The sequence below is a fragment of the Streptomyces sp. NPDC031418 genome (assembly GCF_055581605.1).
Genome location: NZ_JBVIJC010000007.1, coordinates 58,025 through 74,252 on the forward strand (window position 1 = coordinate 58,025; position 16,228 = coordinate 74,252).

Sequence of the window (16,228 nt, forward strand, 5' to 3'; positions counted from 1 at the left end):
GCTTTGATGCCCCTCCCCAAAGCAGAACTGCACCTCCATATCGAAGGCACCCTGGAGCCCGAGCTGGCGTTCGAGCTGGCCGCGCGCAACGCTGTCGAGCTGCCGTACGCGGACACGGACGAGCTGCGCAAGGCCTACCAGTTCGAGGATCTCCAGTCCTTCCTCGACCTCTACTACGAGCTGATGGCCGTCCTGCGCACCGAGCAGGACTTCGCGGACCTGGCCGACGCCTATCTCGCGCGGGCCGCCGCACAGGGCGTGCGGCACGCGGAGATCTTCTTCGACCCGCAGGCCCACCTCGCCCGCGGTGTGTCCATGGGGACGGTCGTGGAGGGGCTGTGGCGGGCGCTCGGCCGCAGCGAGGAGCAGCACGGGATCTCCACCCGGCTCATCCTGTGCTTCCTGCGCGACGAGTCCGCCGAGTCGGCCCTGGCGACCCTGGAGGCGGCCCGGCCGTACCTGGACCGGATCACCGGGGTCGGCCTGGACTCCGCGGAGGTCGGGCATCCGCCGGTGAAGTTCCGGGAGGTGTACGAGGCCGCCGCCGCGCTCGGGCTGCGCCGGGTCGCGCACGCCGGTGAGGAGGGGCCGCCGGAGTACATCACCGAGGCGCTGGACGTGCTCGGCGTCGAGCGCGTGGACCACGGCCTGCGCTGCATGGAGGATCCCGCGCTGGTCGAGCGGCTGGTCCGGGAGCGGATCCCGCTGACCCTGTGCCCGCTGTCCAACGTCCGGCTGCGCACCGTCGACACCCTCGCCGACCACCCGCTCCCGGCCATGCTCGACGCCGGGCTGCTGTGCACGGTCAACTCCGACGACCCGGCGTACTTCGGCGGCTACGTCGGCGACAACTTCGCGGCCGTGCACCGGACCCTGGGCCTCTCCCAGGACCGGCTGCGCGAACTGGCCCGCAACTCCTTCCTCGCCTCCTTCCTGGAGGACGACGAAGACCGCAGAGCCCGCTACCTCGCCGAGGTGGCGGCGTACGAGTTCGGGGACGCCGTCTCGTAGGCGGTGCGCGCGGGTACGGCGGGCGGTTCCGCCGAGGAGTGCGGGGGCGCTGTCCGGGTACATGGGCGCGCCCCGGCGTCTTTTCGTGTGCGCGCCATTGACGATCTCTCGTTCGCCTCCATAGCCTGAGTTCTCATACATGGACGGCGTTTGCCCGAGGAGTCGCCCCGTGAGCCGTGATCTGACCATCGCCGAGGTGCGACTGACCCCGATCCTGGTCGCCGACCCGCCGCTGCTGAACACCCAGGGCGTGCACCAGCCGTACACCCCCCGGCTGATCGTGGAGGTCGTCACCGCGGACGGGGTGACCGGGCTCGGCGAGACCTACGGGGACACCAAGTACCTGGAGCTGGCCCGGCCGCTCGCCGAGCGCCTCACCGGCCGGTCGGTCATGGATGTGAACATCCTCTTCGAGTTCGACCTCGGGGTCGACGCCTCACGGGTGGACGGCGACGTCGACGCCGGCGGACTGCGCGGCGTGCAGAGCGCCGACAAGCTGCGGCTGTCCGTGCTGTCCGCCTTCGAGGTCGCCTGCCTCGACGCCCAGGGCCGGGCGCTCGGACTGCCCGTGCACGCCCTGCTCGGCGGCAAGGTGCGCGACGCCGTCGACTACAGCGCCTACCTGTTCTACAAGTGGGCCGCGCACCCGGAGGGCGTCCGCGCCGAGACCGACGACTGGGGCGCCGCCCTCGATCCGGCCGGGGTCGTGGCCCAGGCCCGGCGGTTCAAGGAGCGGCACGGGTTCGGGTCGTTCAAGCTCAAGGGCGGCGTCTTCCCGCCCGAGGAGGAGATCGCCGCCGTACGCGCCCTCGCCGAGGCCTTCCCCGGACACCCGCTGCGCCTCGACCCCAACGGCGCCTGGTCGGTCGCCACCTCGCTGAAGGTGGCCCAGGAACTCGGCGACGTCCTCGAGTACCTGGAGGACCCGACGCTCGGCACGCCCGCCATGGCCGAGGTGTCCGCCGCGACCACCATCCCGCTCGCCACCAACATGTGCGTGACCACCTTCGGCGAGATCAAGGAGGCGTTCACCCGCGACGCCGTCCAGGTCGTCCTCTCCGACCACCACTACTGGGGCGGACTGCGCAACACCCAGCGGCTGGCCGCGATCTGCGCCGCCTTCGGGGTCGGGGTGTCCATGCACTCCAACACCCATCTCGGCATCAGCCTCGCCGCCATGACCCAGGTCGCCTCGACCGTGCCGAACCTCCACCACGCCTGCGACTCGCACTACCCCTGGCAGTCGGAGGACGTCCTCACCGAGCGGCTGACCTTCACCGACGGCCGGGTCGCCGTCTCCGACGCACCCGGACTCGGCGTCGAACTCGACCGCGACGAACTGGCGCGGCTGCACCGGCGCTGGGCCGAGGACGACGGCTCGCTGCGCGACCGCGACGACGCGGCGGCGATGCGGGTGGCCGAACCCGGCTGGCGGACACCGGACATGCCCCGCTGGTAGCCGGCCCCGGCTCACCGGTAGCGCACATCCCGGTACGTGATCTGGTGCACACTGGCCAGATCCGCACCACGTCAGGGAGCGCACCGTGACCCCGTCGCACACTCTTGCCGGAGAGGAACCGGAACACCTCACACAGGCGGCACGCTGTCAGGCCCAGGTCGACCCGCTCGCCGCGCTGCGCACACCCGGCGACCCGCCCTGGGACGTCTACCTCATGGGCACGGTCTTCCTCGACATCATCTTCACCGGCCTGGACTCGGCGCCCGTGCGCGGCACCGAGTCCTGGGCCCGGGGCATGGGTTCCAGCCCCGGCGGGGTCGCCAACATGGCCACCGCGCTGGCCCGGCTCGGCCTGCGCACCGCGCTCGCCGCCGCCTTCGGCGACGACCACTACGGCGAGTACTGCTGGGACGCGCTGGAGCAGGGCGAGGGCATCGACCTGTCCGCGTCCCGCACCGTGCCCGGCTGGCACTCGCCGGTCACCGTCTCCATGGCGTACGAGGGCGAGCGCACCATGGTGTCCCACGGGCACGAGCCGCCGCCCGAGGCCGCGCTCATCGAGGACGGGGCGACCGGCTGCCCGCCCCGCGCGCGTGCCGCCGTCGCCTCGCTCACCCCCGGCCACCCGGCGCCCTGGGTCGAGGCGGCCGCCCGGGAGGGCACCCGGATCTTCGCGGACGTCGGCTGGGACGAGACCGGGGCGTGGGATCTGGCCGCCCTGCCCGACCTGCGGCACTGCGAGGCGTTCCTGCCCAACGCGGCGGAGGCGATGCGGTACACCCGCACCGACTGCCCCCGGCAGGCCGCGCACGCCCTCACCGAGCATGTGCCGGTGGCCGTGGTGACCCTCGGCGCGGAAGGGGCGTACGCGGTGGACCGGCGGACCGGGGAGGCCGCGGAGGTACCGGCCATCGCGGTGGAGGCGCTGGACCCGACCGGGGCGGGGGACGTGTTCGTCGCCGGGTTCGTGACCGGCTCCCTGGCGGGGTGGCCGCTGGCGGACCGGCTGGCCTTCGCGGGCCTCACGGCGGCGCTGTCGGTGCAGGAGTTCGGCGGGTCGCTGTCGGCGCCCGGGTGGTCGGAGATCGGGGCGTGGTGGCGGCGGGTGCAGTCCCTGCCCGGGCAGGACCGGGGGGCGCTGCGCAGGTACGAGTTCCTGGAGGGGCTGGTGCCGGCGCAGCTGGACCGGGCGTGGCCGCTGCGCCGGGCCGTGCCGACCATCGGGTTCCGGCGTTCCGGCTGAGGTGGCCGCGGCTGCGCGCCGTTCGAAAAGCCCTACGGCGTTGTCAGTCCACCGTCGTACCCTGGAAGCGCGAGGCCGCCCACAGCCAGGCGGCCGTGACGAGGAGGAAGCGCAGGCCTTCAGCGCCGGCCCATGACACAGACACCCACAGCTCACACCCCCGCGCAGGAGCAGGCGAGAGCGCAGTTCACCGTCCCCGCGCAGCACCCCATGGTGACCGTGCTGGGTTCCGGCGACTCCCTCCTGCGTGTGATCGAGAGGGCCTTCCCGGCGGCCGACATCCATGTCCGGGGCAATGAGATCAGCGCGGTCGGCGACCCCGTCGACGTCGCCCTGATCTCGCGCGTGTTCGACGAGATGATGCTGGTGCTCCGCACCGGGCAGCCGATGACGGAGGACGCAGTGGAACGCTCGATCGCCATGCTCAAGGCGAGCGACAACGGCACGAGTGACGGCCCGGAGACCCCGGCACAGGTACTGACGCAGAACATCCTGTCCTCGCGCGGGCGCACCATCCGTCCGAAGACCCTCAACCAGAAGCGCTACGTCGACGCCATAGACAAGCACACCATCGTCTTCGGCATCGGCCCCGCCGGCACCGGCAAGACCTACCTGGCCATGGCCAAGGCCGTGCAGGCCCTCCAGTCCAAGCAGGTCAACCGGATCATCCTGACCCGCCCGGCGGTCGAGGCCGGCGAGCGCCTGGGCTTCCTGCCCGGCACGCTCTACGAGAAGATCGACCCCTATCTGCGCCCGCTGTACGACGCGCTGCACGACATGCTCGACCCGGACTCGATCCCGCGGCTGATGGCGGCCGGGACCATCGAGGTCGCGCCGCTGGCGTACATGCGCGGCCGCACGCTGAACGACGCCTTCATCATCCTGGACGAGGCCCAGAACACGAGCCCCGAGCAGATGAAGATGTTCCTCACCCGGCTCGGCTTCGACTCCAAGATCGTGATCACCGGTGACGTGACCCAGGTCGACCTGCCCAACGGGCAGAAGTCGGGTCTGCGGCAGGTGCAGGAGATCCTCGAGGGCGTCGAGGACGTCCACTTCTCCCGGCTGTCGTCCCACGATGTCGTACGGCACAAGCTGGTGGGCCGTATTGTCGACGCGTACGAGAAGTACGACAGCAAGCACGGCACCGAGAACGGCGCGCCCAAGGGCGGCCACGGCAGGACCGGGGCCAAGGGCACCAAGGGGAAGTAGACCAGCACGACCATGTCGATCGACGTCAACAACGAATCCGGCACCGAGGTCGACGAGCAGGCGATCCTCGACATCGCCCGCTACGCACTCGCGCGGATGCGCATCCACCCGCTCTCCGAGCTCTCGGTGATCGTCGTGGACGCCGACGCCATGGAGCAGCTGCACATCCAGTGGATGGACCTGCCGGGTCCGACCGATGTCATGTCGTTCCCGATGGACGAGCTGCGGCCGCCGTCGAAGGACGACGACGAGCCGCCGCAGGGCCTGCTCGGCGACATCGTGCTCTGCCCGGAGGTCGCCGCCCGGCAGGGGGCGGAGGCCCCGACCCAGCACTCCATGGACGAGGAGCTCCAACTGCTCACCGTCCACGGGGTGCTGCACCTGCTGGGCTACGACCACGAGGAGCCGGACGAGAAGGCGGAGATGTTCGGGCTCCAGGCCGCCATCGTGGACGGCTGGCGCGCCGAGCACGGGCTGACCGGGCCGTCCCCGGCGCCGACCGTCTCGTAGCGGGACGAGCCCCGAATGTCCCCGCAGATCGTCCTCGGCGCGATCGCGCTCGTCGTCGTGGCCTGGCTCGCCGCCTGCGCGGAGGCGGGCCTGGCCCGGGTCTCCAGCTTCCGGGCCGAGGAGGCGGTCAAGTCCGGGCGGCGCGGCGGCGCCAAGCTGGCCCAGGTCGCCGCCGACCCCACCCGCTATCTGAACGTGGCCCTGCTGGTCCGGGTCGCCTGCGAGATGGCCGCCGCGGCCCTGGTGACCTACGCCTGCCTGGAGCAGTTCCCGGTCACCTGGCAGGCGCTGCTCGTCGCCATCGGGGTGATGGTGCTGGTGTCGTACGTCGCCGTGGGGGTCTCCCCGCGCACCATCGGCCGGCAGCACCCCCTCAACACCGCGACCGCGGCGGCGTACGTCCTGCTGCCGCTCGCCCGGGTCATGGGCCCCATCCCGTCCCTGCTCATCCTCATCGGCAACGCGCTCACCCCCGGCAAGGGCTTCCGGCGCGGCCCCTTCGCCTCCGAGGCGGAGCTGCGCGCGCTGGTCGACCTCGCAGAGAAGGAGTCGCTGATCGAGGACGAGGAGCGCCGGATGGTGCACTCCGTCTTCGAGCTGGGCGACACGCTCGTGCGCGAGGTGATGGTGCCGCGCACCGACCTGGTTGTCATCGAGCGGTACAAGACCATCCGGCAGGCCCTCACCCTCGCCCTGCGCTCCGGGTTCTCCCGGATACCGGTCACCGGGGAGAGCGAGGACGACATCGTCGGGATCGTGTATCTGAAGGACCTGGTCCGCAGGACGCACATCAACCGCGAGGCGGAGAGCGACCTGGTGTCCACCGCCATGCGGCCCGCCGTCTTCGTGCCGGACACCAAGAACGCCGGTGACCTGCTGCGCGAGATGCAGAAGGACCGCAACCACGTCGCCGTCGTCATCGACGAGTACGGCGGCACCGCCGGGATCGTCACCATCGAGGACATCCTGGAGGAGATCGTCGGCGAGATCACCGACGAGTACGACCGCGAGCTGCCGCCGGTCGAGGACCTCGGCGACGACCGCTACCGGGTCACCGCCCGCCTCGACATCACCGACCTGGGCGAGCTGTACGGTCTGGAGGAGTACGACGACGAGGACGTGGAGACCGTCGGCGGGCTGCTCGCCAAGGCCCTCGGCCGGGTGCCCATCGCGGGCGCGTCCGCCCAGGTCGAACTGCCCGACGAGCGGCGGCTGACGCTCACCGCGGAGGCGGCGGCCGGACGCCGGAACAAGATCGTCACCGTGCTGGTCGAGCCCGCCGCGAAGGACCCGGAGGAGAAGCCCGAGTGACCCCCCAGGAGCTGCGCGCCTTCTGCCTGTCCTTCAACGCGGCGGTGGAGGACTTCCCGTTCAACCCGGAGACCTCGGTCTTCAAGGTGCTGGGCAAGATGTTCGCCCTGTCCGAGCTGGGCGCGCGGCCCCTGACGGTCAACCTCAAGTGCGACCCGGAGGACGCGGTCCGGCTGCGCGCCGAGCACGAGGGGCTGATCGTCCCCGGCTGGCACATGAACAAGCGGCACTGGAACACCGTGACGGTGGCCGGCGGCCTGCCGGACCGGCTGGTCAGAGAGCTGATCGAGGACTCCTACGACCTGGTCGTCGCCGGCCTGCCCCGGGCGGAGCGGCTGCGGTTGGACCGGCCGTAAATCCGGTTGCCCGGCGCGGCCCGCACGCGGTCGGATCTCCGGTATGACGATCAGGTATCCGCGCCCGCTGCGCCCCGGTGACCGTATAGGTGTGACCTCCCCGTCCAGCGGGGTGGCCGAGAAGCTGCGCGCCCGTCTCGACGTGGCGCTCCGCGACCTCGAGCAGCGCGGCTACGAGGTGGTCGTCGGCCGGTGCATGGACGGCTCGACGCACGTCAGCGCCCCGGCCGCCGACCGCGCCGCCGAGCTGACCGCGATGCTGACCGACCCGACGATCCGCGCCGTGGTGCCGCCGTGGGGCGGCGAGACCGCGATCGACCTGCTGTCGCTGCTCGACTTCGAGGCGATCGGGCGGGCCGAGCCGACGTGGGTCGTCGGCTACTCGGACATGTCCACGATCCTCACCCCGCTGACCCTGCTCACCGGGGTCGCGACCGTCCACGGCAACAACCTGATGGAGACCCCCTACCGGACACCCGAGGGCCTCAAGTCCTGGCCCGACATCGTCACGGCCCCGCAGGGCGAGCCGTTCACGCAGGAGCCGCCCGGCCGGTATCGGACCGCTCGCTTCGACGACTTCGTCGGACACCCGGAGGTCCGCGACTTCACCCTCGACGCCGAGGGCGGCTGGACCCGGCTGGACGGCGACGGGGACGTGGACGTCGAGGGCCGGCTGATCGGCGGCTGCGTCGAGACCCTCGGTCCGCTGGCCGGCACCCCGTACCTCGACACCTCCCGGTTCGCCGGGGACGAGCCGCTGCTCGTGTACGTCGAGGCCTGCGAGGACAACGCCTTCACCATCTGCCGCCACCTGCACGGCATGCGGCTCGCCGGGTTCTTCGACCGGGCCGCCGCCGTCCTCGTCGGCCGCACCCACGCCCCCGACAGCCCCACCCTCACCCAGCACGAGGCGGTCCTCGACGCGCTCGGCACGCTCGGGGTGCCGATCGTCGCCGATGTCGAGTGCGGCCATGTCGCGCCGTACCTTCCGCTGGTCAACGGCGCGCGCGGCCGTGTGCTGCACACGGCCGCGCGGAGCGGGATCGTTCAGACCCTGGACTGACCCCGGCGCAGGCCCAGGCCGACCAGGACCGCGGCGGCCAGCACCACGGCCGCGTCCAGGGCGAGGACCGTGTGGACGCCGGTCATCAGGTCGTCCGCGGTGGTGGCCAGCACACCCAGCAGCGGGATGCCGACCGTGATGCCGACCTGCTGGGTCGAGGTCACCAGCCCGGTGGCCAGGCCCTGCTCCTCGTCCGGGACGCCCGAGGTCACCGTCAGGCCGTACGACACGATCGCACCCAGGTGGAACATGCTCGCCAGGGACACCGCGGCCACGGCCAGCCACACCGACCAGGTGTGCGCGTTCAGCAGCACCAGGGTCGCCACCAGCGCGCCCTGCCCGGTCAGCGAGCCGACCAGGGTGCGCCGGGCGCCGAACCGGCCGACGACCTTCGCGGCGAGGGTGCCGGCGACGGCCGACAGGACGCCCTGGACGCCGAAGACCAGACCGGTCTCGAACGCCGACAGGTGCAGGATCTCCTGGAGGTACAGGGTCAGCACGAAGATGACCGTCGACATCATCGAGAAGGTGACCAGACCGCCCACGTTGCCCCAGGCCACCGTGCGGCGGCGCAGCATGGGCAGCGAGACGAGCGGGGCGGCGGCGCGGGACTCGACCACCGCGAACGCGGTCAGCAGGAGCAGACCGGCGACCAGGGTGGTGAGGACGTCGGCGCGGCCGAAGCCGTGGTCGGCGGCGGTGGACAGGGCGTAGATCAGCGACAGCAGGCCGCCGGTGACGGTGACCGCGCCGGGCACGTCCAGGCGCGGGCGCTCCGGGGTGCGCGACTCGGGCAGCAGACCCGGGGCCAGCGGCAGCACGATCACCGCGAACAGCGTGAGCAGCGCCATGGTGGAGCGCCAGCCGAGCGCGTCGGTCAGCACACCGCCCGCGACCATGCCGACGGTGAAGCCCAGCGACAGCAGCGTGCCGGAGATGCCGAGGGCGCGGTCCCGGGCGGGGCCCTCCGGGAAGGTGGTGGTCAGCAGGGACATGCCGGTCGGCACGATCGCCGCGGCGCCCAGTCCCTGGAGTGCGCGGCCGGCCAGGAAGGACGCCGGGTCCCAGGCCAGGGTCGCCAGCAGCGAGGCCGCGCCGAACACGGCCAGGCCGGTCAGGAACAGCTTGCGGCGGCCGTACAGGTCGCCGATGCGGCCGAAGAGCAGCAGGAAGCCGCCCGAGGGCAGGGCGAACGCGGTGACCGCCCACTGGAGGGCGGAGCGGCTCATGCCCAGGTCGCTGCCGAGTTCCGGCAGGGCCACGTTCAGGACGGAGAAGTCCAGCGCGACCATGAACTGGGCCGCGCACAGGACGAAGAGGACGAGCTTGTCGCGCGTCGACAGCCGGGGTGCCCTGGGGGTGTCGAGCGGTTCGTGGAGGGGGTTCGGTGAGGTCGTGGTGTCGATCGCCATGGCACGAGCCTGCGGCCGCGGGAACAACCGTGGGGAGTCGCAACTTATGGTGGTGGTGGCACCACCAGACGACATGGGGGAGGACGGGCCGTGCCCGCAGCCGAGGCGGCGAAGAGTCAACGGCGCAACGAACTGCGCGAGTTCCTGATGAGCCGGCGGGCCCGGGTCAGCCCCGAGGAGGCCGGACTGCCGGTCGGCGGCGGCCGGCGCCGCACCCCCGGGCTGCGCCGGGAGGAGGTGGCCGTGCTCGCCGGGGTCGGCGCCTCCTGGTACCAGTGGCTGGAGCAGGGGCGGGACATCTCCGTCTCCCCGCAGGTCCTCGACTCCGTGGCCCGGGTGCTGCGGCTGAGCGACGCCGAGCGCCGGCATCTGTACCGGCTGGCCGGGATGAACCCGCCCGCGCCCGAAGTGGCGCCCGGCAGGCGGGACATGTGCGACGGGCTGCGCCGGCTGATCGACACCTGGATGCCGTATCCGGCGCACATCATGGACCGGTACTACAACTGCGTGATGTACAACGACGCCGCCGCGATCGTGCTCGGCATGCGCCCGGACATCACCCAGAACTGCCTGATCGACTTCTTCACGGACCCGCTGTACCGGTCGCGGAGCAGGAGCTGGGAGCAGAACGCGCGGACCGTGGTGGCGCAGTTCCGGGCGGCGTGGGCGGCGCGGCCGGACGACGAGGGGTTCCGGGCGGTGCTCGACGACGTCTCGGAGCGCAGCCCGGAGTTCGTGGCGCTGTGGGCCGAGCGGGACATCGAGGACCACGGCCAGGTGCGCAAGGAGCTGGACCATCCGCTGGCGGGGCTGCTGGTGGTGGAGTCGACGGTGATGCAGGTGCCGGTCCGGCCGGATCTGATGATCGTGCTGCACACCCCGCTGGAGGAGGCGAACACCGCGGCCAAGATGGAGTGGCTGGTCTCGCCGGAGGGCCGGCGGGGGGCGATGTATCCCGTGGCGGGGTGAGGGGGCCGTTTCCCGGGTTCGTATGCTCTGGGCATGAGCGAGAGCAGCGAGCTTGGTCCCGAGGACCGCAAGATCGTCACCCTGGCCCGTTCGGCTCGGGCCCGCAACGGTGTGCCCGAGGGGGCGGCCGTACGAGATGAGACCGGGCGGACCTATGTCGCCGGGTCGGTGGAGCTTTCGTCGCTGAAGCTCAGCGCGCTGCGGACGGCCGTCGCGATGGCGGTGGCGTCGGGGGCGCGGTCGCTGGAGGCGGCGGCCGTGGTGAGCGCGGGGGACGCCGTGGCGCCGGAGGACCTGGCCGCCGTCGCCGACCTCGGGGGAGCGGGGACGCCGGTGCTGCTGGCCGCGCCGGACGGATCGGTGCGGCTCACCCTGCACGCCGGCTGACCCGTTGGGTGATCCGGTGCCGAGTGGGCGGAGATGCCGCGGAAGTTGACGGTCCGTCAGATTCCTGCGGCATCTCCATTGACTTCTCACCCCCGCTCCACATCAATGCCCCCTGTCGGCGCAGAGGAGCCGCTGCGCCCGCGACCCTCAGGAGGGCCCCATGGGTTCGACACCCCCCAGACCGCGAAGCTCGCCACGGTGGCGCTGGAGCGCACTGCTCGGGGCGACCGCGCTCGCGGTCACCGCGGGCGGCGCGCTGGCCTGCCCGGCCACCGCCGCCGGCACCGACGTGGACTTCGCCACCCACTGCATCCCGCCCGCCATCGCCGGCCTGCCGCCGATCGACGGCACCACGACCGCGAACATCTCGGTCGACAACACCAGCCCCAAGGTCGGTGACACCGTCACCGTGACCTACACCGTGGTCAAGGCCGCCGCGTCCAACCCCACCGACCTCGCGCTGCCCGCCGACATCATGACCCCGACCGGCAAGGTCGCCCTGGGCGGCGCGCAGAGCGGGGACGTGACCGTGGCCGGGCCGAAGAAGAACCCGCCGGTGCCGGGCAAGGCCGCCTTCCCGTCCTTCTCCATGACCGGCACCTTCACCGTCACCAAGGCCGGGAGGATCACCCTCTCGCCCGCCGACTACAACATCCACACCAGCTACATCATGGAGCTGGACACCCCCTGCACGGTCACCGACCCGCCCGCCCCGGCCTCGGAGACGGTCACCGCGACCGACGGCACCTCCGCCAACACCCGGGCCATCACGCTGGGTTCGGCCTCCGGCGACGCCGGTGCCGCCGTCACCGTCAGCGGCACCCACTTCACCCCGGGCGCGACCGTGACTCTCGCCGGGCGGGCCGGGAACACCCAGACCGCGGACACCGCCACCGCGACCGCGAACGGCCAGGGCTCCTTCAGCGGCTCCCTCGTCGTCAAGGACAAGGCGACCACCGGGATCGTGGCCTACGAGGGAAGCGCCTGGAGCGCGGACACCGGCGCCGGACCCGCGGCCTACGCCGTCAACGACAACACGCCCGTCCCGCCCGGCAGCCAGAAGCTGACCACGAGCGTCAGGGCCGGCACGCTGTCCATGTCCCAGGCCGGGGACTCCGTCGCGCTGTCGGCGGTCGACTTCGGCAAGGGCGGGGCCGCCACCGGCAAGCTCCAGACGGTGACCGTGCGGGACTTCCGCGGCGGGCCCGCGGGCTGGTCGCTGACCGGCAGGGTCACCGGCTTCACCGGTCCCGGCGCCACCCTCGACGGGGGCCGGCTGAGCTGGACCCCGGCCTGCGCGACCAAGGCCGGCAGCCCCAGCACCTGCAAGGCCGGGTCGGCGGGGAGCGTGGGCGGTGCCGGAGCCACCCTCGCGTCGACGCCGGACTCCGCGCTCACCGGCGGCGAGTTCACCGTCGACGCCGGACTCTCCCTGGACGTACCGGCGTTCACGCCCCCGGGCGCGTACTCCGGCGTCCTCACCCTCACGCTCGCCTGAGCGTACGGGCGTCCGCACCCGCCCGTTCCCCTTCGCCGTCCTCGACCGTGGGGGTCCGCACCCATGCGCAAGCCGTACGTCCTCCTTCTGGGGCTCCTGCTGTCATGGCTGCCGGCCTGGCAGGCCACCCCCGCCCGCGCCGCCGACAACGGCAGCTGGTCCGTCTACCCGGTCGCCTCGACGATCGCCGCGCGGCCCTACTTCTATCTCTCCGCCGACCCCGGCCAGACCCTCACCGACCGGGTCGCCGTCCGGAACCGGACCGGCCGGCCGCTCACCTTCCGGCTCTACGCGGCCGACGCCTACAACACCCCCCGGGACGGGGGCTTCGCCGTCCGCGGCCAAGGGGAGCGGATGCGCGGGGTGGGGGCGTGGACGCGGCTTCGCCGGAACCGGCTCACCGTCCCCGGGCACCGGACCGTCACCGTGCCGTTCACCCTGCGGGTCCCCGAGGGCGCCGAGCCCGGCGACCATCCGGGGGCGATCGTCGCCCTGGACGAGAAGGTCGAGCCCGGCAGCGGCTCCCTCGCGCTCGGTGTGCGGCAGGCCGTCGGCGCCCGGGTCTATCTCCGGGTCGGCGGCCCCGCCCTGCCCGCGCTCTTCGTCGGCCGGGTGCGCATCAGCCACCACCAGCCGCTGATCCCCGGCCTCGGCACCGGCACGGCGACCGTCTCCTACACCCTGCGCAACACCGGCAACGTCACCCTGAACCCCAGGGTGCGGCTGACCGCGCGCGGGCTGTTCGGCCGTACGCTGCTCGACCGCCCGCTCACCGGGGTGCCGTCCGAACTGCTGCCGGGCCAGCAGGTGCGGCTCACCGAGACCTGGCAGGGAGCGCCGCAGCTCGACCGCACGAGGATCACTCTCACCGCGAGCGCCCGCAATACCCGTGACTCGGCCGCCGCCACCTACCTCGCCCTGCCCTGGCTGCCCGCCACCCTGCTGGCCCTCGCGCTCGCGGTGGCCGGGTTTCTGCTGGTCAGAGCGCGTCGGGGCCGCGTTCGCCGGTGCGTACCCGGACGACCGTCTCCACGGGTACGGACCACACCTTGCCGTCGCCGATCTTTCCCGTCTGCGCGGCCCTGACGATCGCGTCGATCACCGCGTCGGCGTCCGCGTCCTCCACGACGACCTCGATGCGGACCTTCGGCACCAGGTCCACCCGGTACTCGGCACCCCGGTACACCTCGGTGTGGCCGCGCTGCCGGCCGTAGCCGCTCGCCTCGGTCACGGTCAGGCCGTGCACGCCCAGCTCCTGGAGGGCGGTCTTGACCTCGTCGAGGCGGTACGGCTTGACGATCGCGGTGATGAGCTTCATGCCTGGGTGTCGACCTTCTGGGTGCTGGTGCCGGTGAGGACGGAGTGGGATACCGGGGCGCCGTGGCCCAGGACGCCGTGATCGTATGCCGTCTCGGCGTGCACCGTAAGGTCCAGACCCGTCCGCTCCTGCTCCTCGCCCGCCCGCAGGCCCATCGCCCTGTCGAGCAGCTTGCCCAGGCCGTAGGTCACCGCGAAGGCGTATCCGGCCACGACCACCACGGCGACCAGCTGCTTGCCGAGCGGGGCGAGCCCGCCGCCGTAGAAGAGGCCCTCCGTGCCGCCGGTCATCGCCTTCTCCGCGAACAGGCCGATCAGCAGGGTGCCGATGACACCGCCGACCAGGTGGACGCCGACGACGTCCAGGGAGTCGTCGAAGTTCAGCCGGAACTTCCAGCTCACCGCGTAGGAGCAGACCACACCGGCGGCGAGGCCGACGACGAGGGCGCCGAGCAGGGACACCGTGCCGCAGGACGGGGTGATCGCGACCAGCCCGGCCACCGCGCCGGAGGCCGCGCCGAGGGTGGTCGGGTGGCCGTCGCGCTTCTGCTCCACGAAGAGCCAGCCGAGCAGTCCGGTGCAGCCGGCCGCGAGGGTGTTGAGGAAGGCGGCCGCGGCGAGCCCGTTCGCACCGAGCGCGCTGCCCGCGTTGAAGCCGAACCAGCCGAACCAGAGCAGACCGGCGCCCAGGATCACCATGGGCAGGTTGTGCGGACGCATGGCGTCCTTCTTGAAGCCCAGCCGGGGGCCGAGGACCAGGCAGAGCGCGAGGCCCGAGGCACCGGAGGTGATCTCCACGGGCAGACCGCCCGCGAAGTCGAGCGCGCCGAGCTTCTCCAGGATCCAGCCGCCCGGCCCCCACACCCAGTGGGTGACCGGAACGTATACGGCGAGGGTCCACAGCGGCACGAAGACCAGCCACGCCGAGAACTTGGTGCGGTCGGCCACCGCGCCGCTGATCAGCGCGGCCGTGATGATCGCGAAGGTCAGCTGGAAGGTGGCGAAGAGCAGGGTGGGGACCGTGCCGTGCGTGCTGCCCGGGGTGAGATGCGCCATGCCGGCGTTGTGCACCCCGCCGATCAGGCCCCCGCCGATGTCGTCGCCGAACGCGAGGGAGTAGCCCACCGCCAGCCAGACCACCGTGACCAGGGCGATCGACACGAAGCTCATCATCAGCATGTTGAGGACGCTCTTCGTGCGGACCATGCCGCCGTAGAACAGAGCCAGGCCCGGGGTCATCAGCAGGACGAGGGCGGTCGAGGCGAGCAGCCAGGCGGTGTCGCCGGTGTCGACATGTGCGGCGGCCAGGATCACGGGCGTCTCCAACGGTGTGCGGGCTCGTCAGAGGGTCACCGGTGTGCGTTTCCGGTCGCGTACAGGTGTGTTTCCGTGACGTTTCGTTGCGTACGGGTTTCCGCAACCTCACAGGAGAGGGCGCCGGACGGCCGTGGTACGGGGCGGGCTCGTGGATCAGGGAGAATGGGCGGCATGAGCGTTCGTACCCCGTCATCCGAAGAGTCGGCCGAGACCGGCCACCGCGCCGGCTTCGCCTGCTTCGTGGGCCGCCCCAACGCGGGCAAGTCCACCCTCACGAACGCTCTGGTCGGGCAGAAGGTGGCGATCACCGCGAACCAGCCGCAGACGACGCGGCACACGGTACGCGGCATCGTGCACCGGCCCGACGCCCAGCTGATCCTGGTCGACACCCCCGGGCTGCACAAGCCGCGCACGCTGCTCGGCGAGCGGCTGAACGACGTGGTGCGCACGACGTGGGCCGAGGTCGACGTGATCGGCTTCTGCCTTCCGGCGAACGAGAAGATCGGTCCCGGTGACCGCTTCATCGCCAAGGAACTGGCCGGGATCAGGAAGACCCCGAAGGTCGCCATCGTCACCAAGACCGACCTGGTCGACTCCAAGACCCTGGCCGAGCAGCTGATCGCGATCGACCAGCTCGGCAAGGAGCTGGGCTTCGAGTGGGCCCAGATCGTGCCGGTGTCGGCGGTCGCCGACAAGCAGGTGGGCCTGCTGGCCGACCTGATCGTCCCGCTGCTGCCGGAGGGCCCGGCCCTCTACCCCGAGGGCGACCTCACGGACGAACCCGAACAGGTCATGATCGCGGAACTCATCCGCGAGGCGGCCCTGGAGGGCGTCCGGGACGAGCTGCCGCACTCCATCGCGGTGGTCGTGGAGGAGATGCTCCCGCGCGAGGACCGGCCCGCCGACCGGCCCCTACTGGACATCCACGCCAACGTCTACATCGAGCGGCCCAGCCAGAAGGGCATCATCATCGGCCCCAAGGGCAAGCGGCTGAAGGAGGTCGGCATCAAGTCCCGCAAGCAGATCGAGGCGCTGCTGGGGACGCCGGTCTTCCTGGACCTGCACGTCAAGGTGGCCAAGGACTGGCAGCGCGACCCCAAGCAGCTGCGCCGGCTCGGCTTCTGATCCCGCCCGTCAACACCCTTTCCCCGCCCGCCCGTTGA

The 16,228-nt window shown here is 72.0% G+C and carries 16 protein-coding genes; 13 read left to right on the forward strand and 3 right to left on the reverse strand.

The features are described from left to right. Window positions 1–6 precede the first annotated feature (6 nt). The 8 genes from ACZ5CZ_RS11185 to ACZ5CZ_RS11220 all read left to right on the forward strand — a co-directional run bounded on the left by ACZ5CZ_RS11185 (window position 7) and on the right by ACZ5CZ_RS11220 (window position 8,165). Window positions 7–1,011, forward strand: coding sequence for an adenosine deaminase (locus ACZ5CZ_RS11185; RefSeq protein ID WP_468941520.1), 1,005 nt, complete (start codon window positions 7–9; stop codon window positions 1,009–1,011). Window positions 1,012–1,150: 139 nt separating this feature from the next. Next, the gene (locus ACZ5CZ_RS11190) at window positions 1,151–2,470 is read left to right on the forward strand and encodes a glucarate dehydratase family protein (protein ID WP_468941523.1); all 1,320 of its coding nucleotides are present in this window, start codon (window positions 1,151–1,153) and stop codon (window positions 2,468–2,470) included. Between the two features lie 85 nt (window positions 2,471–2,555). Further along, window positions 2,556–3,713 carry a carbohydrate kinase family protein gene (locus ACZ5CZ_RS11195; RefSeq protein ID WP_385844642.1) on the forward strand — a complete coding sequence of 386 codons (1,158 nt, stop codon included), beginning with the start codon at window positions 2,556–2,558 and terminating at the stop codon, window positions 3,711–3,713. Window positions 3,714–3,845: 132 nt separating this feature from the next. Beyond that, window positions 3,846–4,925, forward strand: a complete 1,080-nt coding sequence (locus tag ACZ5CZ_RS11200; protein ID WP_450788007.1) for a PhoH family protein — start codon at window positions 3,846–3,848, stop codon at window positions 4,923–4,925. Window positions 4,926–4,937: 12 nt separating this feature from the next. After that, window positions 4,938–5,435, forward strand: coding sequence for an rRNA maturation RNase YbeY (gene ybeY / locus ACZ5CZ_RS11205; protein WP_385844645.1), 498 nt, complete (start codon window positions 4,938–4,940; stop codon window positions 5,433–5,435). Window positions 5,436–5,450: 15 nt separating this feature from the next. Beyond that, window positions 5,451–6,746 carry a hemolysin family protein gene (locus tag ACZ5CZ_RS11210; RefSeq protein ID WP_385844647.1) on the forward strand — a complete coding sequence of 432 codons (1,296 nt, stop codon included), beginning with the start codon at window positions 5,451–5,453 and terminating at the stop codon, window positions 6,744–6,746. Then, a complete protein-coding gene (locus tag ACZ5CZ_RS11215; RefSeq protein ID WP_385844648.1) occupies window positions 6,743–7,102 on the forward strand; it encodes an MmcQ/YjbR family DNA-binding protein in 360 nt (119 codons plus the stop codon). Before ACZ5CZ_RS11210 ends, ACZ5CZ_RS11215 begins: the two co-directional genes overlap by 4 nt. A 43-nt stretch (window positions 7,103–7,145) precedes the next feature. After that, window positions 7,146–8,165, forward strand: coding sequence for a S66 family peptidase (locus ACZ5CZ_RS11220; protein ID WP_468941529.1), 1,020 nt, complete (start codon window positions 7,146–7,148; stop codon window positions 8,163–8,165). Here the strand turns inward: ACZ5CZ_RS11220 and ACZ5CZ_RS11225 are convergent. Next, window positions 8,150–9,577: an MFS transporter gene (locus ACZ5CZ_RS11225; protein WP_385844651.1), complete on the reverse strand. Its 1,428-nt coding sequence runs from the start codon at window positions 9,575–9,577 to the stop codon at window positions 8,150–8,152. The two genes, ACZ5CZ_RS11220 and ACZ5CZ_RS11225, sit on opposite strands and share 16 nt — an antisense overlap. A 147-nt stretch (window positions 9,578–9,724) precedes the next feature. Here ACZ5CZ_RS11225 and ACZ5CZ_RS11230 point away from each other — a divergent pair, with 147 nt between their 5' ends. From ACZ5CZ_RS11230 to ACZ5CZ_RS11245, 4 genes are all read left to right on the forward strand, one after another. Next, window positions 9,725–10,546 carry a helix-turn-helix transcriptional regulator gene (locus ACZ5CZ_RS11230; protein ID WP_450788077.1) on the forward strand — a complete coding sequence of 274 codons (822 nt, stop codon included), beginning with the start codon at window positions 9,725–9,727 and terminating at the stop codon, window positions 10,544–10,546. Between the two features lie 33 nt (window positions 10,547–10,579). After that, a complete protein-coding gene (locus ACZ5CZ_RS11235) occupies window positions 10,580–10,933 on the forward strand; it encodes a cytidine deaminase (RefSeq protein ID WP_385844652.1) in 354 nt (117 codons plus the stop codon). 160 nt (window positions 10,934–11,093) lie between these two features. Next, the gene (locus ACZ5CZ_RS11240) at window positions 11,094–12,431 is read left to right on the forward strand and encodes a beta-xylosidase (RefSeq protein WP_468941532.1); all 1,338 of its coding nucleotides are present in this window, start codon (window positions 11,094–11,096) and stop codon (window positions 12,429–12,431) included. Between the two features lie 63 nt (window positions 12,432–12,494). Next, window positions 12,495–13,517 (forward strand): DUF916 domain-containing protein, encoded by a 1,023-nt coding sequence (locus ACZ5CZ_RS11245; RefSeq protein ID WP_468941535.1) that lies wholly within the window; start codon window positions 12,495–12,497, stop codon window positions 13,515–13,517. Here the strand turns inward: ACZ5CZ_RS11245 and ACZ5CZ_RS11250 are convergent. Both ACZ5CZ_RS11250 and ACZ5CZ_RS11255 read right to left on the reverse strand, forming a co-directional pair. Continuing rightward, the gene (locus ACZ5CZ_RS11250) at window positions 13,411–13,749 is read right to left on the reverse strand and encodes a P-II family nitrogen regulator (protein WP_385844655.1); all 339 of its coding nucleotides are present in this window, start codon (window positions 13,747–13,749) and stop codon (window positions 13,411–13,413) included. The genes ACZ5CZ_RS11245 and ACZ5CZ_RS11250 overlap by 107 nt on opposite strands. Continuing rightward, window positions 13,746–15,062: an ammonium transporter gene (locus ACZ5CZ_RS11255; RefSeq protein ID WP_385844657.1), complete on the reverse strand. Its 1,317-nt coding sequence runs from the start codon at window positions 15,060–15,062 to the stop codon at window positions 13,746–13,748. Before ACZ5CZ_RS11255 ends, ACZ5CZ_RS11250 begins: the two co-directional genes overlap by 4 nt. Window positions 15,063–15,236: 174 nt before the next feature. Here ACZ5CZ_RS11255 and era point away from each other — a divergent pair, with 174 nt between their 5' ends. After that, window positions 15,237–16,190, forward strand: a complete 954-nt coding sequence (gene era / locus ACZ5CZ_RS11260) for a GTPase Era (RefSeq protein ID WP_385844658.1) — start codon at window positions 15,237–15,239, stop codon at window positions 16,188–16,190. Window positions 16,191–16,228 lie beyond the last annotated feature (38 nt).